19 protein-coding genes are annotated in these 22,437 nt (G+C 43.2%); 17 read left to right on the plus strand and 2 right to left on the minus strand.

What is annotated here, in order from left to right:
- Window positions 1-113 precede the first annotated feature (113 nt).
- From B7723_RS08320 to B7723_RS08390, 15 genes are all read left to right on the plus strand, one after another.
- Window positions 114-368, plus strand: a complete 255-nt coding sequence (locus tag B7723_RS08320; RefSeq protein ID WP_025171799.1) for a type II toxin-antitoxin system Phd/YefM family antitoxin — start codon at window positions 114-116, stop codon at window positions 366-368.
- Window positions 369-371: 3 nt separating this feature from the next.
- The gene (locus B7723_RS08325; protein WP_084849880.1) at window positions 372-626 is read left to right on the plus strand and encodes a Txe/YoeB family addiction module toxin; all 255 of its coding nucleotides are present in this window, start codon (window positions 372-374) and stop codon (window positions 624-626) included.
- A gap of 202 nt (window positions 627-828) precedes the next feature.
- Entirely contained in the window at window positions 829-2,376 is a 1,548-nt protein-coding gene (locus tag B7723_RS08330) for a P-loop NTPase fold protein (RefSeq protein ID WP_084849879.1), read from the plus strand.
- Between the two features lie 79 nt (window positions 2,377-2,455).
- A complete protein-coding gene (locus B7723_RS08335) occupies window positions 2,456-4,069 on the plus strand; it encodes a ribonuclease Y (protein ID WP_084849878.1) in 1,614 nt (537 codons plus the stop codon).
- Between the two features lie 134 nt (window positions 4,070-4,203).
- Window positions 4,204-4,830 (plus strand): guanylate kinase, encoded by a 627-nt coding sequence (gene gmk / locus B7723_RS08340; RefSeq protein WP_084849877.1) that lies wholly within the window; start codon window positions 4,204-4,206, stop codon window positions 4,828-4,830.
- Window positions 4,831-4,854: 24 nt separating this feature from the next.
- Complete coding sequence (gene rpoZ, locus B7723_RS08345; protein WP_002875802.1) at window positions 4,855-5,169, plus strand: DNA-directed RNA polymerase subunit omega; 315 nt, start codon at window positions 4,855-4,857, stop codon at window positions 5,167-5,169.
- Window positions 5,170-5,234: 65 nt separating this feature from the next.
- On the plus strand, window positions 5,235-7,631 hold the full coding sequence (locus B7723_RS08350) for a primosomal protein N' (RefSeq protein WP_084849876.1): 2,397 nt from the start codon (window positions 5,235-5,237) through the stop codon (window positions 7,629-7,631).
- 12 nt (window positions 7,632-7,643) lie between these two features.
- Window positions 7,644-8,579 (plus strand): methionyl-tRNA formyltransferase, encoded by a 936-nt coding sequence (gene fmt / locus B7723_RS08355; RefSeq protein WP_084849875.1) that lies wholly within the window; start codon window positions 7,644-7,646, stop codon window positions 8,577-8,579.
- Window positions 8,572-9,885 carry a 16S rRNA (cytosine(967)-C(5))-methyltransferase RsmB gene (gene rsmB / locus B7723_RS08360; protein ID WP_162279217.1) on the plus strand — a complete coding sequence of 438 codons (1,314 nt, stop codon included), beginning with the start codon at window positions 8,572-8,574 and terminating at the stop codon, window positions 9,883-9,885. The genes fmt and rsmB overlap by 8 nt, the downstream gene beginning before the upstream one ends.
- Before the next feature lie 15 nt (window positions 9,886-9,900).
- Complete coding sequence (locus B7723_RS08365; protein ID WP_000401532.1) at window positions 9,901-10,641, plus strand: Stp1/IreP family PP2C-type Ser/Thr phosphatase; 741 nt, start codon at window positions 9,901-9,903, stop codon at window positions 10,639-10,641.
- Window positions 10,638-12,551, plus strand: coding sequence for a Stk1 family PASTA domain-containing Ser/Thr kinase (gene pknB / locus B7723_RS08370; RefSeq protein ID WP_084849873.1), 1,914 nt, complete (start codon window positions 10,638-10,640; stop codon window positions 12,549-12,551). Before B7723_RS08365 ends, pknB begins: the two co-directional genes overlap by 4 nt.
- An 86-nt stretch (window positions 12,552-12,637) precedes the next feature.
- Window positions 12,638-13,396 carry a threonine/serine exporter family protein gene (locus B7723_RS08375; RefSeq protein ID WP_000344543.1) on the plus strand — a complete coding sequence of 253 codons (759 nt, stop codon included), beginning with the start codon at window positions 12,638-12,640 and terminating at the stop codon, window positions 13,394-13,396.
- Window position 13,397: 1 nt separating this feature from the next.
- Window positions 13,398-13,853, plus strand: coding sequence for a threonine/serine exporter family protein (locus tag B7723_RS08380; protein ID WP_044021233.1), 456 nt, complete (start codon window positions 13,398-13,400; stop codon window positions 13,851-13,853).
- A 118-nt stretch (window positions 13,854-13,971) separates the two neighbouring features.
- Window positions 13,972-15,144 carry a hydroxymethylglutaryl-CoA synthase gene (locus tag B7723_RS08385; RefSeq protein WP_084850115.1) on the plus strand — a complete coding sequence of 391 codons (1,173 nt, stop codon included), beginning with the start codon at window positions 13,972-13,974 and terminating at the stop codon, window positions 15,142-15,144.
- Entirely contained in the window at window positions 15,144-16,418 is a 1,275-nt protein-coding gene (locus tag B7723_RS08390; RefSeq protein ID WP_084849872.1) for a hydroxymethylglutaryl-CoA reductase, degradative, read from the plus strand. The genes B7723_RS08385 and B7723_RS08390 overlap by 1 nt, the downstream gene beginning before the upstream one ends.
- 35 nt (window positions 16,419-16,453) lie before the next feature.
- Here B7723_RS08390 and B7723_RS08395 read toward each other — a convergent pair whose 3' ends face one another.
- Both B7723_RS08395 and B7723_RS08400 read right to left on the minus strand, forming a co-directional pair.
- Window positions 16,454-17,419 (minus strand): LacI family DNA-binding transcriptional regulator, encoded by a 966-nt coding sequence (locus B7723_RS08395; protein ID WP_084849871.1) that lies wholly within the window; start codon window positions 17,417-17,419, stop codon window positions 16,454-16,456.
- Window positions 17,400-18,854 carry a sucrose-6-phosphate hydrolase gene (locus B7723_RS08400; protein ID WP_084849870.1) on the minus strand — a complete coding sequence of 485 codons (1,455 nt, stop codon included), beginning with the start codon at window positions 18,852-18,854 and terminating at the stop codon, window positions 17,400-17,402. The genes B7723_RS08395 and B7723_RS08400 overlap by 20 nt, the downstream gene beginning before the upstream one ends.
- A 378-nt stretch (window positions 18,855-19,232) precedes the next feature.
- Here B7723_RS08400 and B7723_RS08410 point away from each other — a divergent pair, with 378 nt between their 5' ends.
- Window positions 19,233-21,119 carry a sucrose-specific PTS transporter subunit IIBC gene (locus tag B7723_RS08410; RefSeq protein ID WP_084943937.1) on the plus strand — a complete coding sequence of 629 codons (1,887 nt, stop codon included), beginning with the start codon at window positions 19,233-19,235 and terminating at the stop codon, window positions 21,117-21,119.
- A 158-nt stretch (window positions 21,120-21,277) separates the two neighbouring features.
- Complete coding sequence (scrK, locus tag B7723_RS08415) at window positions 21,278-22,165, plus strand: fructokinase ScrK (protein ID WP_084849532.1); 888 nt, start codon at window positions 21,278-21,280, stop codon at window positions 22,163-22,165.
- The last annotated feature ends 272 nt before the right edge of the window (window positions 22,166-22,437 follow it).

Raw genomic sequence — 22,437 nt, forward strand, 5'->3', positions numbered from 1 at the left:
TTTTTAGAAGATTTTCGAATAAGTAGATAGAAAAGAAAAATCTTGTACAAGTTCCTGACAATTTCTTTCTTTTTGTGTATAATAGTGGAAAAGAGGTAAAACGAGGTATGGTTATGGAAGCAGTTCTTTACTCAACATTCCGAAATCATTTAAAGGACTACATGAAAAAGGTAAACGATGAATTTGAGCCTTTAACAGTGGTCAATAAAAATCCAGATGAGGATATTGTAGTCCTTTCAAAGAGCGAGTGGGATAGTATTCAGGAAACCCTGAGAATCGCTCAAAATAAGGAACTTTCTGACAAGGTCTTGCGAGGAATGGCTCAAGTTCGTGCTGGAGGCACTCAGGTACATGTGATTGAGGAGTGAGAAATGCTGCTCAAATTTACAGAAGATGCCTGGGCGGATTATTGCTATTGGCAAAACCAAGATAAGAAGACATTAAAGAGAATCAATAAATTAATCAAGGATATTCAACGCGATCCTTTTGTAGGAATGGGGAAACCAGAACCCCTCAAGTATGACTACCAAGGAGCCTGGTCACGTCGTGTTGATGCAGAAAATCGCTTGATTTATATGATAGATGGGGATAGCGTGGCTTTCTTGTCCTTCAAAGATCATTACTAAGTCTACTGGGAGGTAGGCTTTTTTATTTTAGAAATTTTAGCTAGCAGATTGAAGATAAAATTTTTTGGAAAATGACAGATTTCTTAAGTTAAGAAATCAGTGAAAAATTTTAGTATAATAACTAGATTCTTGTCCCTTTAATCCGCTTTATAACTCTTATTTTGTGGTATAATCATGATAATATAGATTAAAAGGGGTATATATGAAAAATATAATGATGAGGATTCTTAATTTTATTCTGAATTTCAAACCATTGAAATATTTATTGAAAAGACCATCATGGAGTAGTAATGTTAGAGTCGTTGAGTGGTACAAAATATTTATAGCTAGTATATGGGTACTGTATCTTGCACTTGAGATTGAACAATTTAAACGCTTTGCTTTACCTATTTATAAATTTGTATCTAATTATAATTTTTTAAAAAATATTATTTCAATGTTATATGAGAATCGTGTAATAATATTGTTAGCACTGACTATACCAACAATACTATTCTGGTTTTTAGACATAATTTTTAAAAAAGTTAGTTATAAGAAACTAAACCCAGATCTATTTCCAGAATATGACTTGGAGGGCTATCCTTATCAAGCACATCTGGTGGAGTTTTTAAATAGTTCAGACTCTATTCATAATGTTTTCTGGCTGGATGGTTCTTGGGGGAGTGGGAAAACATTTTTTATAAAGACGTTTTTTGAAAATCAAATTTACAAAAAGAAAGAAATCTACTATATTTCCTGCTTTGGGATAAAAACAAGAGAGCAAGCCGAGAAAATATTGATCAATGAAATAGAAAAACAATCCATACTCGGAAATTTGGACTTTATTCCACTTGTTGGAGGAGTTTTTAAATGGTTCTTTAAAACAGTTGGAACGGATTTGATGAAGCGAGATTCTATCATTATTTTTGATGATTTTGAACGGGTTTCATATGCAGAAACATCAGATAGCCCTTCAGATTACAATGATTTATTGGGTTATATTGACTATCTTTCTGAGAATAAAAGGTTTAAAATTATTGTAATTTTAAATAGTGAGGAAATAAAATCAACAAAGAAAAATCTCATTGATAGTAAATTTAAGCTGAACCAAAATCGAATGGCATCTACAGAAGAAGTTATAGATAACATCTTGAAAAAGAGTAAATTGAGAGATGATGACCTTGGAAAAATTTTATCACTGATTTATAAAATTTATTATGTAGATATAGATGAGAGAGTTGTAGAAGATAAAAATAATAATTCAAAAGTTAAAAAACCAAGTTTAAGAGAGTTCCAGAAGTCATTAGAAGAACTTTCAAATATAACTGATAATAAGAAAGCAGACTACATCATCAATTGGATGAATGGTCGCGAGGAAACAGAGAGTGTACTTATGTCACTTGTGAAATATTTTGAGGATAAACCAATAAATTTAGATATGGAATATCTGTATAATATCTTGGAGAGTGAGCTTTATCAGTATAAGATTGATAAAGTGATTCTAAAAGAGAAATATTCTAGTACTTACTCGGAAAATGTTATTAAAAATATTAAAAGAAAGATGCGATATTTTAAAAGATTGTTATATTTTTTGTGGAAAAAAGGTTCGGAGATAGAAGAGTTAAGAACCTTGGGATATGAATATAACCAAAATATCGATCTTGAATTTGAAATTTCCAAAGGATATCGTTGCGAAAAACTAGAATATAAAAAAGCAAAAGAATTTTTCGAAAAAAATCCTCGAAAAAGATATAGAAACTATTTAAATTAGGTTTGTGAAAATCGGTTTTTTATGATAGAATATTAAGGAATGTATGTCATTCGATAAACAAATTTAATGAGGTAAAAACATGGAAATCATGACACTTGCGATTGCTGTTTTTGCCGTCATCATAGGTTTAGTCATTGGATATGTCAGCATCTCAGCTAAGATGAAATCATCTCAAGAGGCTGCAGAGTTGATGCTTCTAAATGCTGAACAAGAAGCAACTAATTTACGAGGACAAGCTGAGCGCGAAGCGGATTTATTGCTAAATGAAGCCAAGAGCGAAAGCAAGTCTCTTAAAAAAGAAGCACTATTGGAGGCCAAAGAGGAAGCCAGAAAATACCGTGAAGAAGTGGACGCTGAATTTAAGTCAGAACGTCAGGAGCTCAAGCAAATTGAAAGTCGTTTGACGGAGAGAGCTACGAGCCTTGACCGTAAGGACGACAATTTGACGAACAAAGAAAAAACACTTGAACAAAAAGAACAAAGTATTTCTGATAGAGCAAAAAACCTTGATGCACGTGAAGAGCAATTAGAGGAAGTCGAAAGACAAAAAGAAGCTGAACTTGAACGTATCGGTTCCCTTTCCCAAACTGAGGCTCGAGATATTATCTTGGCTCAGACAGAGGAAAACTTAACCAAGGAAATTGCTAGCCGCATTCGTGAGGCTGAGCAAGAAGTGAAGGAACGTTCAGATAAGATTGCGAAAGATATCTTGGTTCAGGCTATGCAGCGTATCGCTGGTGACTATGTAGCAGAGTCAACAAACTCGACAGTTCACCTACCAGATGATACCATGAAGGGACGCATTATCGGACGCGAAGGGCGAAACATTCGTACCTTTGAAAGTTTGACAGGGGTAGATGTCATCATTGACGACACGCCAGAAGTGGTAACCTTGTCAGGATTTGATCCGATTCGTCGTGAAATTGCTCGTATGACCATGGAAATGTTGCTCAAGGATGGCCGTATCCACCCAGCTCGTATCGAGGAGTTGGTGGAGAAAAACCGTCAGGAGATTGACAATAAAATCCGCGAATATGGTGAGGCTGCTGCCTATGAGATTGGTGCGCCAAACCTCCATCCAGACTTGATGAAGATCATGGGACGCTTGCAGTTCCGTACTTCATATGGACAAAATGTCTTGCGTCATTCGATTGAGGTTGCTAAGTTATCTGGTATCATCGCCAGTGAACTTGGTGAAAATGCAGCTCTTGCCCGTCGTGCTGGATTCCTTCACGATATTGGGAAAGCTATTGACCGCGAGGTTGAAGGTAGCCACGTTGAGATTGGTACGGAGTTGGCTCGTAAGTACAAGGAACACCCAGTTGTGGTGAATACCATTGCTAGCCACCACGGCGATGTCGAAGCTGAAAGCGTCATTGCAGTGATCGTTGCTGCAGCAGATGCCTTGAGTGCAGCGCGTCCAGGTGCTCGGAGTGAATCTCTTGAAAGCTACATCAAGCGTCTCCATGATTTGGAAGAAATCGCGAATAGCTTTGAAGGAGTGCAAAATAGCTTTGCTCTTCAAGCAGGACGTGAAATCCGTATCATGGTTAATCCAGGACAAATCAAGGACGACAAAGTCACAATCTTGGCTCACAAAGTTCGTGAGAAAATTGAGAACAATCTCGATTACCCAGGAAATATCAAGGTAACCGTGATCCGCGAACTTCGTGCAGTAGATTATGCTAAATAAATAAGAAAGAGCAGTTGAAATATTACTGCTTTTTTGTTACACTAGATAGAAAGACTGTAGAAGGATAACTGACGCAATCATCAGTATCCGAGAGAAATTTTACTTTATTTCACAGACTAACTAAAGGAGACATAATGGCAGACCGAGGCTTGCTAATCGTTTTTTCTGGTCCTTCAGGAGTTGGGAAAGGAACGGTTAGAAGAGAGATTTTTGAGAGTTCTGAGAATCAATTTCAATACTCTGTATCGATGACGACGCGTGCGCAACGTCCTGGTGAGGTGGACGGAGTGGATTATTTCTTCCGTACTCGTGAAGAGTTTGAAGAGCTAATCCGTCAAGGTCAGATGTTGGAATATGCAGAATATGTCGGTAACTACTATGGAACTCCGCTAACCTATGTCAATGAAACCCTAGACAAGGGAATCGATGTCTTTCTTGAGATTGAAGTCCAAGGAGCTCTTCAGGTTAAGAAAAAGGTTCCAGATGCTGTCTTTATCTTTCTAACGCCACCAGATTTGGATGAATTGCAAGATCGTTTGGTAGGTCGTGGAACAGATAGCGCTGAAGTGATTGCCCAACGAATCGAAAAAGCCAAGGAAGAAATTGCCCTCATGCGTGAGTATGATTATGCCATTGTCAACGATCAGGTGCCCCTCGCTGCTGAACGTGTCAAACGTGTGATCGAAGCAGAACACTTCCGTGTGGACCGTGTCATTGGTCACTACCAGGAGATGTTGCCAAAATCTCTAACTACTCGATAAACTATAGGAAACAGGTACAAGCAAATGATGTTAAAACCCTCTATTGATACCTTGCTAGACAAGGTACCATCAAAATATTCACTCGTAATCTTGGAAGCAAAACGCGCCCACGAACTAGAAGCAGGTGCGCCAGCAACTCAAGAGTTTAAGTCTGAAAAATCAACTCTTCGCGCTTTGGAAGAAATCGAGTCAGGAAATGTAACCATTCACCCAGATCCAGAAGGAAAACGTGAAGCGGTTCGTCTCCGTATCGAAGAAGAAAAACGCCGCAGAGAAGAAGAAGAAAAGAAAATCAAAGAGCAAATCGCTAAAGAAAAAGAAGATGGTGAAAAAATTTAAGGTTGGGGGGACTCAATCTTATTTTTTCTATTGCAAGAATTTACTGACAAGGAGGAGGTGAGAGAATGGCTATCGCAAAGATTATCGTGGATGTTCCCCTGATGCAGACAGACCAGCCTTATAGTTATAAGGTCCCTGAAGAATTTGTAGAGATGCTGGAAGTCGGTATGCGGGTCCATGTCCCCTTCGGTAAGGGCAATCGTTTGATACAAGGAATTGTGCTAGGTATGGAGTCCCAGTTGGATGAAGAGGTGGCTGATCAGGACTTGAAAGAGATTGCGGAGGTGCTGGACTTTTCTCCTGTCCTCACGCAAGAGCAACTCTGGCTAGCTGAGGAGTTACGCAAGTCCGTCTTTTCTTATAAAATCTCCATTCTAAAAGCCATGTTGCCGGGATTTTTAAACTCCAGTTATGATAAGATTCTTTATCCTTTAGAAGGTCTCAGTCAGGCAGACCGAGAGCGTCTGTTTGGTTCAGAAGATTCGCTAGCCTTTTCTTCTCTAGACCTTGCTAAACAGGCAGAAATGATGCGCTTGACCAGGAAAGGGCTGCTCCGCTTAGAATACCAGGCAGTCGATCAAAAGAAGGTCAAGACCCAGTCTTGGTATGAGGTTGATGCTACTCAGCTAGAGAAGATTGAGATTTCTGCGCGTGCTAAGAAAAAAGCAGAGCTGAAAGACTATTTACAGTCTCATCCTGAGAGTGCTCCTCTGGCTAGTTTGTTAGAGTCCTACTCACGCGAGCAAGTCAACTTCTTTGTGGAGCAAGGAGCTCTAACCCTAGTCCAAAAGGAAGTGCAACGTTCAGCTGCTTATTTCGAAGGTATTGAAGCCAGTAGACCTTTGGAGCTGAATCTAGAGCAAAGTCAGGCTCGCGATGCCGTTGTCAGTGCTATTGGCAGTCAACAGCCTCCTTTCCTCCTTCAAGGGATTACAGGAAGTGGGAAAACGGAGGTATACTTGCAGATTATCCAAGGAGCCTTGGATAAGGGTAAGACGGCTATTTTACTGGTACCTGAGATTTCTCTGACGCCACAAATGACGGAGCGGTTCATTGCTCGTTTCGGCGAGAAAGTAGCTATTCTTCACTCAGGCCTTTCCAATGGTGAAAAGTACGACGAATGGCGCAAGGTTGAGCGCGGCGATGCCCAAGTTGTTGTTGGCGCTCGATCAGCTATCTTTGCTCCACTGAAAAATCTAGGTGTCATGATTATCGACGAAGAGCATGAAGCCAGCTACAAACAAGACAGCAATCCCCGTTATCATGCCAGAGAGGTCGCCATTTTACGGGCCCAGTACAATCAAGCAGCCCTAGTCCTTGGTTCGGCAACACCGAGCTTAGAAAGCCGTGCGCGGGCTGGCAAAGGTGTCTATCAACACTTACGCCTGACCCAACGGGCCAATCCTTTAGCCACTATTCCTGAGGTTCAAGTGATTGACTTTCGGGACTATATCGGGCAGAATGAGACGTCAAACTTTACGCCTCCTTTGCTGGAAGCCATTCAAGACCGTTTGGCTAAAAAAGAGCAGGTAGTCCTTATGCTCAACCGTCGGGGTTATTCTAGCTTTGTTATGTGTCGAGAGTGTGGGACGGTAGATAGCTGCCCCAACTGTGACATTTCTCTGACTCTCCACATGGATACCAAGACCATGAACTGCCATTACTGTGGCTTTTCCAAGGGAATTCCTCATGTCTGTCCCAACTGTCAGAGTCGCAGCATTCGCTACTACGGGACGGGGACTCAGAAAGCCTATGATGAGCTAGCAGAGCTCTTTCCTCAGGCTCGCATTCTGCGGATGGATGTGGATACGACTCGCAAGAAAGGTAGTCACCAAGCTCTTCTTGAGCAGTTTGGCCGAGGGGAAGCAGATATCTTGTTGGGAACTCAGATGATTGCCAAGGGCTTGGATTTTCCAAATGTGACCCTAGTCGGAGTGCTCAATGCGGATACGGCCTTGAATCTGCCGGATTTCCGTTCTTCTGAGAGAACCTTCGAGCTCTTAACTCAGGTGGCAGGCCGTGCAGGTCGGGCTGAAAAAGCTGGGCAGGTCTTGATCCAGTCTTACAATCCGGAACACTATGCCATTCGTTTTGCCAAGGAACAGGATTATGAAGGTTTTTATGCCTATGAAATGAGTATCAGGCGCCAACTCGGCTATCCGCCTTATTATTTCACCATTGGGATTACCCTCTCTCACAAGAAAGAAGAAGAGGTTGTCAAACGTGCCTATGAAGTCATGGGAATTTTGCGCTCAGGTTTATCGGAAACTAGTAAAATCCTTGGGCCAACGCCAAAACCCATCGCCCGTACCCACAACCTTTATCATTACCAGATTTTGATTAAATACCGCTTAGAAGATGAGCTGGGACCAACTCTCAATCGAGTTTTGGCCTTGACTCAAGAACGGGAAAATAGCGAGCTTCGTCTCAGTATTGACCATGAGCCGCAGCAATTTTTATAAGAAGGAGAAGAAATGACAAAACTAATCTTTATGGGGACACCTGAATTTTCAGCGACAGTTTTGAAGGGGTTGTTATCAGATGACCGTTACGAGATTCTAGCTGTTGTGACCCAGCCAGACCGCGCTGTCGGTCGTAAAAAAGTCATCCAAGAAACCCCAGTCAAGCAGGCTGCCAAAGAAGCAGGCCTTCCCATCTACCAACCTGAAAAATTATCTGGAAGCCCAGAGATGGAAGCCATTATGAAGCTAGGAGCAGATGGGATTATCACTGCTGCGTTTGGGCAGTTTCTCCCAAGTAAACTCCTTGATAGTATGGATTTTGCGGTCAACGTTCACGCTTCCCTTCTTCCAAAACACCGCGGTGGCGCCCCCATTCATTACGCCTTGATTCAAGGGGATAAGAAAGCTGGTGTGACCATTATGGAGATGGTTAAGGAAATGGATGCAGGAGATATGATTTCCCGTCGCAGTATTCCCATCACAGATGAGGACAATGTCGGAACCTTGTTTGAAAAATTGGCAATCGTTGGTCGCGATTTGCTTTTGGATACGCTACCTGGCTACCTAGCAGGAGAAATCCAACCTGAACCACAAGATCCTAGTCAAGTCACTTTCTCGCCAAATATTAAGCCGGAAGAAGAGAAACTCGATTGGACTAAAACCAATCGCCAACTCTTCAACCAAATCCGCGGCATGAATCCTTGGCCTGTTGCTCACACTTTTCTCAAGGGTGATCGCTTTAAGATTTATGAAGCCCTGCCAGTAGAAGGTCAGGGAGCTCCAGGTGAGATTCTGTCTATTGGTAAAAAGGAATTAATCGTGGCAGCGGCTGAAGGAGCTCTATCTCTCAAGCAAGTGCAGCCAGCAGGTAAGCCTAAGATGGACATTGCTTCCTTCCTCAACGGAGTTGGACGGACATTGACTGTAGGAGAACGATTTGGTGACTAAAGTAGAAACGGCTAGAAGTCTAGCTCTAGCAGTGTTAGAGGATGTTTTTGTCAATCAAGCATATTCAAATATTGCTTTAAATAAACACCTCAAAGGGAGTCAACTCTCAACAGCAGACAAGGGCTTGGTGACAGAGATTGTCTACGGAACGGTAGCCCGAAAACTCACTCTGGAATGGTACCTGTCCCACTTTATCCAAGACAGAGATAAGCTAGATAACTGGCTCTATATTCTGCTCCTCCTGAGCGCTTACCAACTTCGGTATCTGGATAAGATTCCTAATCACGCTGTTGTTAATGAAGCAGTGGAACTAGCTAAAGCCCGTAAAAAAGGCAGTGAAAAATTGGTCAACGCCGTCCTTCGTCGTATCTTGCGAGAAGGCTGGCCAGATGTTGACAGCATCAAACGCAAAAACAAGCGTGATTCCATTGCCTATTCTCTCCCAGTCTGGCTAGTGTCTAAGCTCAAGGAAGAATACGGCGAAGAGCGAGCACAAGCCATCTTTGAAAGTCTCTTGGTACGCAACAAGGCTAGCATCCGGGTGACCAACTTGAGCCGAAAAGAGGAAATCAAAGCTTTGTTAGAGGCGACTGATTCCCCTTTGGCGACCACTGGTCTGGTCAAGGAGCAGGGGCATTTTGCAGGCCATGATTTGTTCGCAGAAGGGGCTATTACCATCCAAGACGAATCCAGTCAATTGGTTGCTCCGACTCTTGATCTACAAGGTGATGAACAGCTCCTGGATGCCTGTGCCGCTCCGGGTGGAAAAACAGCCCATATGGCTTCGTATCTCAGGACAGGTCAGGTTACTGCTCTGGACTTGTATGACCATAAGTTAGACTTGATCCAAGAAAATGCGGAGCGTTTAGGTGTGGCAGATCGAGTGCAAACACAAAAATTGGATGCCAGAAAAGTGCATGAGTTTTTTGGTCGAGACTCTTTTGATAAGATTTTGGTAGATGCTCCCTGTTCTGGAATTGGACTTTTACGTCGTAAACCAGACATCAAATACAATAAAGAAACAGCCGATTTCACCTCCTTACAGGAAATTCAGCTGGAAATATTAGGTAGTGTTTGTCAAACGCTACGAAAAGGTGGTATAATAACTTATAGTACCTGTACTATTGTCTCTGAGGAGAACTTTCAAGTCGTTGAGACGTTTTTAGAAAGTCATCCCGAGTTCGAGCAGGTTAAACTAGAACACGAATGTAAAGATATCCTGAAAGATGGCTGCATCCTGATTACTCCAGAATTGTATGGAAGTGATGGATTCTTTATCAGCCAATTTCGCAAGATATCAGAATAGGAAGGAACTGACACAATGGAAATAGCATTATTAACAGATGTTGGTCAGAAACGGACAAATAATCAGGACTATGTCAATCACTTTGTCAACCGAGCAGGACGCACTATGATCATCTTGGCTGACGGGATGGGAGGACACCGTGCAGGAAATATCGCTAGTGAGATGGCGGTCACAGACCTCGGTGTAGATTGGGTAGATACCCAAATCGACTCAGTCAATGAAGTTCGTGAGTGGTTTGCCCACTACCTAGAGATTGAAAATCAAAAAATTCATCAACTAGGTCAGGACGAAGCCTACAGAGGCATGGGAACAACGCTAGAAGCTGTTGCTTTTATTGACAACCAAGCCATCTATGCTCACATTGGAGATTCTCGTATCGGTTTGATTCGTGGAGAAGAATACCACCAGTTGACGAGTGACCATTCCTTGGTCAACGAATTGCTCAAGGCTGGTCAATTGACTCCAGAAGAAGCAGAAACTCACCCTCAAAAGAATATCATCACCCAGTCTATCGGACAAAAAGATGAAATCCAGCCAGATTTTGGGATGATTACACTGGAGTCAGGAGATTATCTTTTGCTCAATAGTGATGGTTTGACCAATATGATTTCGGCAAGCGAGATTTATGATATCGTAACCAGTGATATTTCCCTAGCAGACAAGGCGGCAACCCTCATTCGTTTCGCTAACAATGCAGGAGGTTTAGACAACATTACGGTTGCCCTTGTTTACATGAACGAGGAGGCAGCAGAATGATCCAAATCGGCAAGATTTTTGCCGGGCGGTATCGGATTGTCAAGCAGATTGGTCGAGGAGGCATGGCAGATGTTTACTTGGCCAAGGATTTGATCCTAGACGGGGAAGAAGTGGCAGTGAAGGTCCTGAGGACCAACTACCAGACGGACCCGATTGCTGTGGCACGTTTCCAGCGTGAAGCGAGGGCCATGGCGGATCTGGACCATCCTCATATCGTTCGGATAACAGATATTGGTGAGGAAGACGGTCAACAGTACCTAGCTATGGAATACGTAGCAGGCCTTGACCTCAAGCGTTATATCAAAGAACACTACCCTCTTTCAAATGAAGAAGCAGTTCGGATCATGGGGCAAATCCTCTTGGCCATGCGCCTAGCCCATACTCGAGGAATTGTTCACCGGGATTTGAAACCTCAAAATATCCTCTTGACACCTGACGGCACAGCTAAGGTCACGGACTTTGGGATTGCCGTAGCCTTTGCGGAGACCAGTCTGACCCAGACAAACTCAATGTTAGGCTCTGTTCATTATTTATCACCTGAACAAGCGCGTGGTTCTAAAGCGACCTTCCAGAGTGATATCTATGCAATGGGGATTATCTTCTATGAAATGCTGACGGGACATATCCCTTATGATGGAGATAGTGCGGTTACGATTGCCCTCCAGCATTTCCAGAAGCCACTTCCGTCCGTCATAGCTGAAAACCCATCTGTCCCTCAGGCTTTAGAAAATGTTGTCATCAAGGCGACTGCTAAGAAGCTGTCAGATCGTTATCAGTCTGTTTCAGAAATGTATGTGGACTTGTCAACTAGCTTGTCTTATAATCGTCGGAATGAACCGAAACTGGTCTTTGACGATGCGAGTAAGGCAGACACTAAGACTTTACCTAAAGTTCCACAAAGTACACTGACATCGATTCCTAAAGCTCCGGCGCAGGAAGAACGCCCTCAGCCAAAGAAACCAACTCAACCAGTGGCAGAGCCGACTCCAGCGCCAAAGCCAGCCAAGAAACGGAAGTTTAAGGCTCGCTATATGATTCTTTTGGCCAGTCTTCTATTGGTTGCAGCCTCTTTGGTCTGGATTTTGTCAAGGACACCAGCAACGATTGCTATTCCTGACGTAGCTGGACAAACCGTTGCAGAGGCTAAGGAAACTCTTAAAAAATCCAAGTTTGAAGCTGGTGAAGAAAAGTCAGAGGCCAGTGATACAGTTGCAGAAGGACGTGTTATTCGAACGGATCCAGAAGCTGGTAGCGGCCGAAAAGAAGGAACCAAGGTCAATTTGATTGTTTCTTCTGGTAAGCAATCCTTCCAATTGAGCAATTACGTCGGACGCAAGTATACGGATGTTGTAGCTGAACTCAAGGAGAAGAAGGTTCCTGAAAATCTAATCAAGATGGAAGAGGAAGAATCCAATGAAAGCGAACCTGGAACCGTCCTCAGACAGACCCCTGCTTCGGGTTCGACCTATGATCTCTCAAAAGCCACTACGATTACCTTAACAGTGGCTAAGAAGGTGACTAGTGTCAGCATGCCGAACTACATCGGTTCAAGTCTCGAGTTTACAAAGAATAACTTGACTCAGATTGTCGGTGTGAAGGAAGCAAATATTGAGGTTGTAGAAGTATCGACTGCTCCTGAAGGAACGGCAGAAGGAACTGTTGTAAGTCAAACGCCAAGAGCAGGAGAACTGGTTGATCTTGCAAGTACCCGTATCAAACTTTCCATCTACAAACCAAAAACACCACCATCAACTTCATCCTCTAATCCTGCCCAACATGGGAACCAGGGTTCTCCTACAAGTCCAAACCAGGGGAACCAACAAGGAAATCAACAAGGGAATCAGCAAGGGAACACTCCTTCTAGCAGTTCATCCAATAGTGAAGGATCTCACGAAAGTTCTCGAGATTAAACGAATCTTTGTCATGATTTTATGACAAAGATTTTTTTTCACAAGATTTTGTGATAAAATATAGGGAGTAGAAAAAGGAGGAGAAAATGGACGAATCGAGAGAGTTGAATGCCGTCATTGATGTGATTATGCTAGCAGGAACCATTCTCCTGAAAAGTGGCTCAGAGATTCATCGGGTTGAGGATACTATGATCCGTATTGCCCATTCGCAGGGAATTATGGATTGTAATGTTCTTGCCATGCCCGCAGCTATTTTCTTTTCTATTGAAAACACCAATATTTCTCGGATGAAACGGGTGACCTCATCCTCCTATAACATTGAAAAAGTCTGTGATGTCAACCAAGTATCACGGGAGCTTGTTGGAGGGCAGATTGATCTCTCGACAGCCTTTAAAAAGCTGAAAGAAATCGGCAATCAAGCCCTTCCTTATACCAAGTTCCAAGTAACCGTAGCAGCGACCCTCAGTGCCCCTTTCTTCTCGATTATGTTTGGGGGCAATGTCTATGACGCTTTTGGCGCAGCTATTGCGACCTTATTTGGATTTGCCTTCTCTCTCTACGTAGAGAGGTTTGTCCGCATTCCTTTTGTAACGGCCTTTGCGGGTGCCTTTGTTTTCGGATTGATCGCCCAGTTCTGGGCACGTTATACAGGATTTCCTTCGACGGCAGACCTGATTATAGCAGGAGCGGTTATGCCCTTTGTTCCAGGGATTGCTCTGACAAATGCGGTACGGGATATCATGACCAACCATATCAACTCTGGTATGAGTAAGATGTTTGAATCTTTGCTCATTACCCTCGCTTTAGGGGCTGGCACCTCTGTCGCCCTGGTTTTGATGACATAAGATGACTCTAACAAGTATTTTGCTCCAAGCAGTGGCGAGTTTACTCGCCATTATCACCTTTCTAATCGTACTGAATGTTCAACGCTCCATGCTCCTACCTGGTGGTATTTTGGGAATGGGCGTTTGGCTCCTCTATCTCGTCCTCAAAGAACCAACCAATGTTATTGTCGCGACCTTTATCGCAGCAGTAATTGGCTCTTGCATCAGTCAGATTTTAAGTATTGTCTATAAGACACCAGCGGTAGTTTTTGTCTTGGCCATTCTTGCTCCCTTGGTGCCAGGTTATTTATCATATCGAACGACAGCTTTCTTTGTGACAGGAGATTACAGCCATGCTATTGCCAGCGCGACTTTGGTGGTTATGTTAGCTCTTGTTATTTCCATTGGAATGGCAAGTGGAACGGTAATTCTAAAGCTTTATTACTATATCCGAAAACAACGAGGAATCTCTTCCTAATGCAATCAAAACAAAGACTTGATTTGTTGAATCAAGTCTTTTTTCTCTCTTTTGTCCCTATTTGTGATAAAATAGAATGAAACGATTTTTTACAATGAATGAAAAAACAGAGGTAAATATGACAATCGGTATTGATAAGATTGGTTTTGCGACCAGTCAATATGTCTTGAAATTACAAGACTTAGCAGAAGCGAGGGGAGTTGACCCCGAAAAATTTAGCAAGGGACTCTTGTTAAATGAAATTAGTATTGCTCCACTGACTGAGGACATTGTTACCTTGGCAGCTAGTGCCAGCAACTCTATTTTAACAGACAAAGAAAAAGAAGAAATCGATATGGTCATCGTGGCGACTGAGTCAGGGATTGACCAGAGTAAGGCAGCGGCAGTCTTTGTTCATGGCCTATTAGGCATTCAGCCTTTCGCCCGTAGCTTTGAAATCAAAGAAGCCTGCTATGGAGCGACAGCTGCCCTTCATTATGCTAAATTGCATGTGGAAAATTCTCCAGAGTCTAAGGTTTTGGTTATTGCCAGTGATATTGCCAAGTATGGTGTCGGAACTCCGGGCGAACCAACTCAGGGTGCTGGAAGTGTGGCGATGTTGATCACCCAAAATCCGCGCATTATGGCCTTTAACAATGATAACGTTGCCCAAACGCGCGACATCATGGATTTCTGGCGTCCGAACTATTCAAGCACTCCTTATGTAAACGGCATGTACTCGACCCAACAGTATCTTGATTGCCTGACAACGACTTGGGATGAATACAAGAAACGCTATGATTGGACTATGGATGACTTTGCGGCTATCTGCTTCCACTTGCCTTATCCTAAGTTGGCCCTAAAAGGCTTGCGCAAGATGATGGACAAGAACTTATCTCAAGAGAAAAAGGATAGTCTGCAAGAAAACTTTGACAAGTCCATTCTCTACAGTCAGATGATTGGGAATATCTATACAGGTTCCCTCTTCCTCGGCCTCCTCTCCCTTTTGGAAAATGCAGAGACTTTGAAGGCTGGTGATAAAATTGCCCTCTACAGTTACGGAAGTGGAGCGGTTTCAGAGTTCTTTAGTGGTGAATTGGTCGAAGGCTATGAGGCTTACCTTGATAAGGATCGCTTGAGCAAACTCAAACAACGTACAGCACTGTCTGTTGCAGACTATGAAAAAGTCTTCTTCGAAGCGGTACAGTTGGATGAGTCTGGCTCAGCCCAATTTGCAGCTTATGAACATCAATACTATGCCTTGGTGGAGATTGTCGACCACCAACGCCGTTATAGCAAGGTTGAAAAATAATGAAGATAAGTTGGAATGGATTTTCTAAAAAATCATACTATGAGCGCCTGGAGTTGCTGAAAGCTCAGGCGCTCCTTAGTCCTGAAAAGCAAACCAGTCTAGAGCAGGATGAACAAATCAGCTTGGCTGTTGCAGACCAGCTGAGTGAGAATGTGGTAGGAACTTTTTCTCTGCCTTATTCGATCATTCCAGAACTTTTGGTGAATGGTCGGGATTACACAGTTCCTTATGTGACAGAAGAACCCTCAGTGGTTGCTGCCGCTAGCTATGCCAGCAAAATCATCAAGCGAGCAGGCGGTTTTACTGCTCAAGTTCATCAGCGCCAGATGATTGGTCAGGTAGCCCTTTATCAAGTTGCTGATCCTGAACAAGCGCAAGAGAAGATTGCCAGCAAGAAAGCGGAGCTCTTGGAACTTGCCAATCAAGCCTATCCTTCTATCGTCAAACGTGGTGGCGGGGCGCGTGATTTGCATGTAGAACAGATCAAAGGTGAAACGAATTTTCTCGTTGTTTATCTTCATGCCGATACCCAGGAAGCCATGGGAGCCAATATGCTCAACACCATGCTGGAAGCCTTGAAGCCAGTCTTAGAAGAACTCAGTCAGGGACAGAGTCTCATGGGAATCCTGTCCAATTACGCGACCGATTCTCTGGTGACTGCAAGCTGTCGTATCGCCTTTCGTTACTTGAGCCGTCAAAAGGATGAAGCCAGAGAAATTGCAGAGAAGATTGCTTTGGCCAGCCAGTTTGCGCAGGCTGATCCTTACCGAGCGGCTACTCACAATAAAGGGATTTTTAATGGTATCGATGCCATTTTAATCGCCACGGGTAATGACTGGCGTGCTATCGAAGCTGGGGCTCATGCCTTTGCCAGTCGAGACGGACGCTATCAAGGTCTTAGTCGATGGAGTCTAGATAGGGACACAGAAGAATTGGTCGGTGAGATGACCTTACCCATGTCAGTAGCGACCAAGGGTGGCTCTATCGGTCTCAATCCTCGTGTAGCCCTTAGTCATGAACTACTAGGAAATCCTTCTGCCAAAGAATTAGCTCAGATTATCGTGTCCATCGGTCTTGCCCAAAACTTTGCGGCCCTCAAAGCCTTGGTGAGTACGGGCATCCAGCAAGGCCACATGAAATTGCAGGCCAAATCTCTAGCTCTCTTAGCTGGTGCTAGTGAGTCCGAGGTTGCTCCCCTCGTTGAGCGCCTCATCGCAGATAAAACCTTTAACTTCGAGACAGCCCAGCGCTATCTCGAAAACTTAAGATCATAAAAAAACTCAGACGAATTCGTCTGAGTTTTTTGTACTTAAATACTTTTTCCAGGTAATAGGGTGACTGGTAAGAAGTAACCAGTTGTCGCGACCTCTTTGCCTTCAATCTTCTGCAAGAGAAGATCAACAGTGAGTTGGGCAATCTCTTTCATAGGTTGCTTAATCGTTGTCAGGTGAGGATAGTAGTTTTCGATAAAGTAGGTCCCATCATAGCCGATGACCTTGAGCTCATCAGGAACAGAGATACCTAGCTCCTGAGCTATTTTGATAACCAGGATAGCTGTCAAATCATCCGAAGCAAAAATCGCATCTGGTTTCTGATGGGTCAAGATATTTTTGATTTCCATTTCTTTTCGGACGGGAGAAAAGTCACTCGAAACATTGATAATAGGCGCTTTTGGGAGTACAGAGGCAAAGCCAGCGTGGCGAAGTCCAGTCGGTGAGTTAGAGTTATCATTTCCTGTAATCATGATGATAGACTGAGCGCCTGTCTTGACCAAGGTTTGGGCAGCGAGAACCCCGCCACCGTAGTTGTCAGAGGAGACAACAGGAATGTCTGGAGACAAGTTTCGGTCAAAGGAAATGATTGGCGCTGTTACACGATTGTAGTCTTCAATTCCCAAGTTATGACTACCAGAAATGATACCGTCGACCTGATTGGCCTCTAGCATTTCGATGTACTCCCGTTCCTTCTTAGAGTCGTGCTCGCTGTTACAGATGATGGTCTTGTATCCATTTTTAAAGAGTTGGTGTTCCAACTTATCAATCAATTCTGCATAGAAAACATTGGAAATATTTGGGAAAATTAAGCCAATCAACTTAGCTGATTTTCCTTGGAGGCTACGAGCTAAATTGTTGGGCTTATAGCCCAATTCTCTCATGGCTTCATTGACCTTGAGAATGGTTTTTTCAGACAGATAACCTTTTTTATTGATAACCCGAGAAACGGTAGTAGGGCTGACACCAGCAAGTTTTGCGACATCAGTTAGTTTTGCGACCATAATCTAATTCATAGTAGGTTCCGGTTGGGTTTCCAGATTTGATCAGGATACCATTTTGATCGGCATTCGGAAAGACGCGACCAGAAAATACTTTTTCTCCTTTATTGATAAAAATTTCAAAAACAGAATTGTCGATGAAGATGTTAGCAGTAGTAGTTTGCTTGTCGATTGGGCAAGAACGAGTGCTTCCAAATTCTTGGGCGTACTGCTCACCAGCCTGGCTACGATCCACTGTCACTTGACCATTTACAAGGTCAAAGTTGATTGAAAGTCCCTTGCCTTCTTTGTCGGCAAGTAAGACAATCTCGCTCTGGCTATTGGCTTCCAAGTTGAGCTCGAGTTCATAGCTGTTATTGGTTTGAGCACGATTTGAAAAGGGTTCTTCAGAGACACGAAGGTCCTTGATAGCTGCGACAGGGTATTGGTAGAGTTTGCCATCTTTGATAGTGAGTTCCTTGACCAATGAGAAAGTTCCTTGGTGGTCAAAACGATCAGATGGGTAGGCTACATCTGGTAGTCCAAGCCAACTAACTGCTAGAGAGCGTCCGTCTGGAGCGTTGAAGGCTTGCGTTGCATAGGCTTCGAAACCATAGTCTAGATTTTGCAATGGAGAGACATCTACCATTTTAGCATTTTCAGGATCAAAAGAAGCCCCGATTTTGTACATGTTTGGATAGATATTATCATAGTCTAGAACACTCTTATCCAATCCTTGCGGGCAGTAGAGAAGTACAGGTTGTTCACCGATAAAGACCAGATTTGGACATTCCATCATATAGGCAGTACGGTCGTTGGCAAAGTCTAGGTCACCAACTGCTTGCCAGTTGGTGTAATCATTATCTATAGCCTTGTAGAGACGAACAAAGCCTTTTTTCTCCAAGTCCTGTCCACCCACGATAGCATAATATTGCCCCTTAAAGTTGAAAATTTGTGGGTCACGGAAGTGATCAGTAGAGTCTGATGGCTGGTCAATCAAGATCTTGTCAATTTTTGTAATCTTGCCATCCTTATCTAAAAGAGCCCCGATCTGGTAGGGGTGACGGATCCAGTTTTCATCACGGACATTTCCAGTATAAAATAGGAACAACTGATCGCCAAACTGCATGGCAGAACCAGAGTAGGCACCGTGGCTATCTAATGGAGTATCTGGCAAAACTTTGACTCCAGTTTCTGTAAAGCGCACTAAATCATCACTTTCAAGCTGCACCCAAGACTTCAACCCATGTGCTGCACCAAAGGGGAAGTTCTGGTAAAAGAGAATCCATTTGCCATCGAAATAAGAAAAGCCATTTGGGTCATTGAGAAGACCTATTTTAGGCTCGACATGGTAACGAGTATGCCAAGGAGATTGTGCCATCGTTTCCTTGATTTGTTTGATTTCATCATTAGACCAGTCTTCATAGCGTCTATAACGGCGCTCAGTTGTCCATTCCATTTTATCTTTCCTCCTAAAGTTCTACTACCTTAATAGTAAACGTTTTCGACCAAAAAAGCAAGTCTTTTATGTTAAAAAATAGCAAAAAATGTCAAACGGTTGCCATAAATCAAGTAAAGGAAATCTAACAAATTTTCACGAAAAAATGAAAGAAAATGTAAATAAAAACCTTTATTCCTCAAGTTTAAAGATATTTTTTTGAGGAAAAAGAGAATTTCCCTCAAAAACGAGCAAAAATAATCAGAGGAAAAAGAAAGGGAATAAAAATTTCTGCAAAACGCTTGACATATTTTAGAAACATGATAAAATAATAGTCGTAGGGCGGATAAAATCGCTTTCAAACACTTTACAAAATTTTATATAAGGAGATTTTTGCAAATGAACAATCAGGATATTGCAAAAAAGGTCATCGAAGCCCTTGGTGGACGTGAAAATGTCAACAGTGTAGCTCACTGTGCGACTCGTCTACGTGTCATGGTCAAAGATGAAGGGAAAATCAAGAAGGAAGTGATTGAGAACTTGGATAAAGTTCAAGGAGCTTTCTTTAACTCAGGCCAATACCAAATCATCTTTGGGACTGGTACAGTAAACAAGATGTACGACGAAGTGGTTGCACTTGGTTTGCCAACCTCTTCTAAAGAAGACATGAAAGCAGAAGCTGCTAAACAAGGAAACTGGTTCCAACGTGCTATCCGTACTTTCGGTGACGTCTTTGTACCAATCATTCCAGTTATCGTAGCGACAGGTCTCTTCATGGGTCTTCGTGGTCTCTTGAACGCTCTTGGAATCACACTTCCAGAAGATGTTACCATTTACAGCCAAATCCTCACAGATACAGCCTTCATCATCTTACCAGGTTTAGTTGTATGGTCAACCTTCCGCGTATTCGGTGGAAATCCAGCCGTTGGTATCGTCCTTGGTATGATGCTGGTTTCTGGTTCGCTTCCAAACGCTTGGGCAGTAGCATCAGGTGGTGAAGTAACAGCTATGAACTTCTTTGGCTTCATTCCTGTTGTTGGTTTGCAAGGTTCCGTTCTTCCAGCCTTCATCATTGGGGTGGTCGGAGCCAAGTTTGAAAAAGCTCTCCGCAAGGTGGTTCCAGATGTCTTGGATCTCTTGGTGACACCGTTCGTGACACTTTTGGTCATGTCTATCCTTGGGCTCTTTGTCATCGGACCAGTCTTCCACGTTGTTGAAAACTACATCCTTCTCGGAACAAAAGCAATTCTTGCTTTGCCATTTGGTCTTGGTGGTTTGGTCATCGGTGGGGTTCACCAATTGATTGTCGTATCAGGTGTGCACCACATCTTCAACTTGCTTGAAGTGCAATTGCTTGCTGCGGACCATGCCAACCCATTCAACGCCATCATCACTGCAGCGATGACAGCTCAAGGGGCTGCAACTGTTGCCGTTGGTGTTAAAACGAAAAATCCTAAACTGAAAACACTTGCTTTCCCAGCTGCTCTTTCTGCCTTCCTCGGTATTACAGAGCCTGCTATCTTCGGGGTTAACTTACGTTTCCGTAAACCATTCTTCCTTTCATTGATCGCTGGTGCTATCGGTGGTGGATTGGCTTCTATCCTTGGACTTGCTGGTACTGGTAATGGTATCACCATCATCCCTGGTACAATGTTGTACGTTGGTAACGGTCAATTGTTCCAATACCTTCTTATGGTAGCTGTATCATTCGTTCTTGGTTTTGCCCTTACTTACATGTTCGGTTACGAGGATGAAAAAGAAGTTGCTTCTGAAGTAGCGACAGAACGTTTGGTTCAAGAAGAAACAACTGGTAACATTCCAGTAACTCCTCAAAATGAAACAATCCAAACTCCAATCGTTGGGGACGTAGTTGCTCTTGAGAATGTTAACGACCCAGTCTTTTCAAGTGGTGCAATGGGACAAGGGATCGCTGTAAAACCAAGCCAAGGCGTGGTTTACGCACCAGCTGATGCAGAAGTATCAATCGCCTTTGCTACAGGACATGCTTATGGTTTGAAGACAGCAAACGGAGCTGAAATCTTGATCCACGTTGGTATCGACACGGTAACTATGAACGGTGAAGGCTTTGAACAAAAAGTTGCTCAAGGCGACAAGGTTAAAGCTGGTGATGTTCTTGGAACCTTTGACTCAAGCAAAATCGCTGCTGCAGGTCTTGATGACACAACAATGGTTATCGTAACCAACACAGCAGACTACGCTTCTGTGACACCAGTCGCAAGCGGTTCAGTTGTCAAGGGTGACGCTATCATCGAAGTGAAAGCCTAGTCCTCTTCGAAAATCAAATCTAAAAACAAAACGAACAAATATCATGTTTGTTCGTTTTTACTTGGATGGTAAGATTTACAGAGGAAAATCTAAAATATTGAGAAATCTAGCCCTTTAAAATGTGCTATAATAGAGAAAACAAAGATAAGAGGTTTATCATGACAAAATTATATGGAAGCTTAGAAGCGGGCGGTACAAAGTTTGTCTGTGCTGTCGGAGATGAAAATTTTAACATTGTAGAAAAAACACAGTTTCCTACAACAACTCCTATCGAGACCATCGATAAAACCATCGAATTCTTTTCAAAATTCGATAATCTTGCAGGTCTTGCCATCGGTTCCTTTGGTCCTATCGATATCGATAAAAACTCAAAAACCTATGGCTTTATCACAACGACTCCAAAACCTCATTGGGCTAATGTAGACCTACTTGGTGCCCTTCGCCGCTCCCTCAACGTACCCATGTATTTCACCACAGACGTGAACAGCTCTGCCTATGGTGAAGTGGTTGCTCGTAACAATGCTGGTGGCCGTATCGAAAACTTGGTTTACTACACGATCGGTACAGGTATCGGAGCAGGTGTTATCCAACGTGGTGAGTTTATCGGTGGTGTCGGTCACCCTGAGATGGGTCACTACTATGTGGCTAAACATCCAATGGATGTAGAAAAAGAATTCAACGGTGTTTGTCCATTCCACAAGGGCTGTTTGGAGGGTTTTGCAGCTGGACCAAGTTTGGAAGCTCGTACAGGTATTCGTGGTGAAAACATCGAACTCAACAGTTCTGTCTGGGACGTTCAAGCCTATTATATCGCTCAAGCTGCGCTCAATGCTACAGTGACTTTCCGTCCAGATGTCATCGTCTTTGGTGGCGGGGTTATGGCCCAACAACACATGCTGGACCGTGTGCGTGAGAAATTCACGGCTCTTCTCAACGGCTACCTACCCGTACCAGATGTGCGTGACTATATCGTGACGCCAGCAGTCGCAGGTAATGGTTCTGCCACACTTGGAAACTTTGTTCTTGCTAAGAGTGTCGCAAAATAAAACAAAGAAAATATCCGCTTGGGAAACCAAACGGATGTTTTGTTTGACGAAAATGTTTTTGAGCCTTTCCTTAAGTGATGACGGACGGTAGCGACTTTCTTCGAAATTCCATACCTAAACTTTGAGCCTAATGTCTCAAAGTTTCCCAACACCTGAAACCATTAGATTTCAGGTGTTTTTATCACGGCGGAAAGGCTAGGTACGTCCTCGATTCACTATCGAAAAGTTGGCATGATTTCCATACCAAAGTATATTTAGTATCAGGCTATTTT

It is taken from the genome of Streptococcus oralis subsp. oralis (assembly GCF_002096435.1).
Taxonomy (GTDB): Bacteria; Bacillota; Bacilli; order Lactobacillales; family Streptococcaceae; genus Streptococcus; species Streptococcus oralis_AA.

Coding starts and splice junctions, on each gene's coding strand:
- B7723_RS08380 (WP_044021233.1), top strand. CDS start 13,398: ATGACTCTAACAAGTATTTTGCTCCAAGCAGTGGCGAGTTTACTCGCC.
- pknB (WP_084849873.1), top strand. CDS start 10,638: ATGATCCAAATCGGCAAGATTTTTGCCGGGCGGTATCGGATTGTCAAG.
- B7723_RS08375 (WP_000344543.1), top strand. CDS start 12,638: ATGGACGAATCGAGAGAGTTGAATGCCGTCATTGATGTGATTATGCTA.
- B7723_RS08335 (WP_084849878.1), top strand. CDS start 2,456: ATGGAAATCATGACACTTGCGATTGCTGTTTTTGCCGTCATCATAGGT.
- B7723_RS08395 (WP_084849871.1), bottom strand. CDS start 17,419: ATGGTCGCAAAACTAACTGATGTCGCAAAACTTGCTGGTGTCAGCCCT.
- B7723_RS08385 (WP_084850115.1), top strand. CDS start 13,972: ATGACAATCGGTATTGATAAGATTGGTTTTGCGACCAGTCAATATGTC.
- B7723_RS08390 (WP_084849872.1), top strand. CDS start 15,144: ATGAAGATAAGTTGGAATGGATTTTCTAAAAAATCATACTATGAGCGC.
- B7723_RS08320 (WP_025171799.1), top strand. CDS start 114: ATGGAAGCAGTTCTTTACTCAACATTCCGAAATCATTTAAAGGACTAC.
- B7723_RS08325 (WP_084849880.1), top strand. CDS start 372: ATGCTGCTCAAATTTACAGAAGATGCCTGGGCGGATTATTGCTATTGG.
- B7723_RS08410 (WP_084943937.1), top strand. CDS start 19,233: ATGAACAATCAGGATATTGCAAAAAAGGTCATCGAAGCCCTTGGTGGA.
- B7723_RS08350 (WP_084849876.1), top strand. CDS start 5,235: ATGGCTATCGCAAAGATTATCGTGGATGTTCCCCTGATGCAGACAGAC.
- rpoZ (WP_002875802.1), top strand. CDS start 4,855: ATGATGTTAAAACCCTCTATTGATACCTTGCTAGACAAGGTACCATCA.
- scrK (WP_084849532.1), top strand. CDS start 21,278: ATGACAAAATTATATGGAAGCTTAGAAGCGGGCGGTACAAAGTTTGTC.
- B7723_RS08400 (WP_084849870.1), bottom strand. CDS start 18,854: ATGGAATGGACAACTGAGCGCCGTTATAGACGCTATGAAGACTGGTCT.
- gmk (WP_084849877.1), top strand. CDS start 4,204: ATGGCAGACCGAGGCTTGCTAATCGTTTTTTCTGGTCCTTCAGGAGTT.
- B7723_RS08330 (WP_084849879.1), top strand. CDS start 829: ATGAAAAATATAATGATGAGGATTCTTAATTTTATTCTGAATTTCAAA.
- B7723_RS08365 (WP_000401532.1), top strand. CDS start 9,901: ATGGAAATAGCATTATTAACAGATGTTGGTCAGAAACGGACAAATAAT.
- fmt (WP_084849875.1), top strand. CDS start 7,644: ATGACAAAACTAATCTTTATGGGGACACCTGAATTTTCAGCGACAGTT.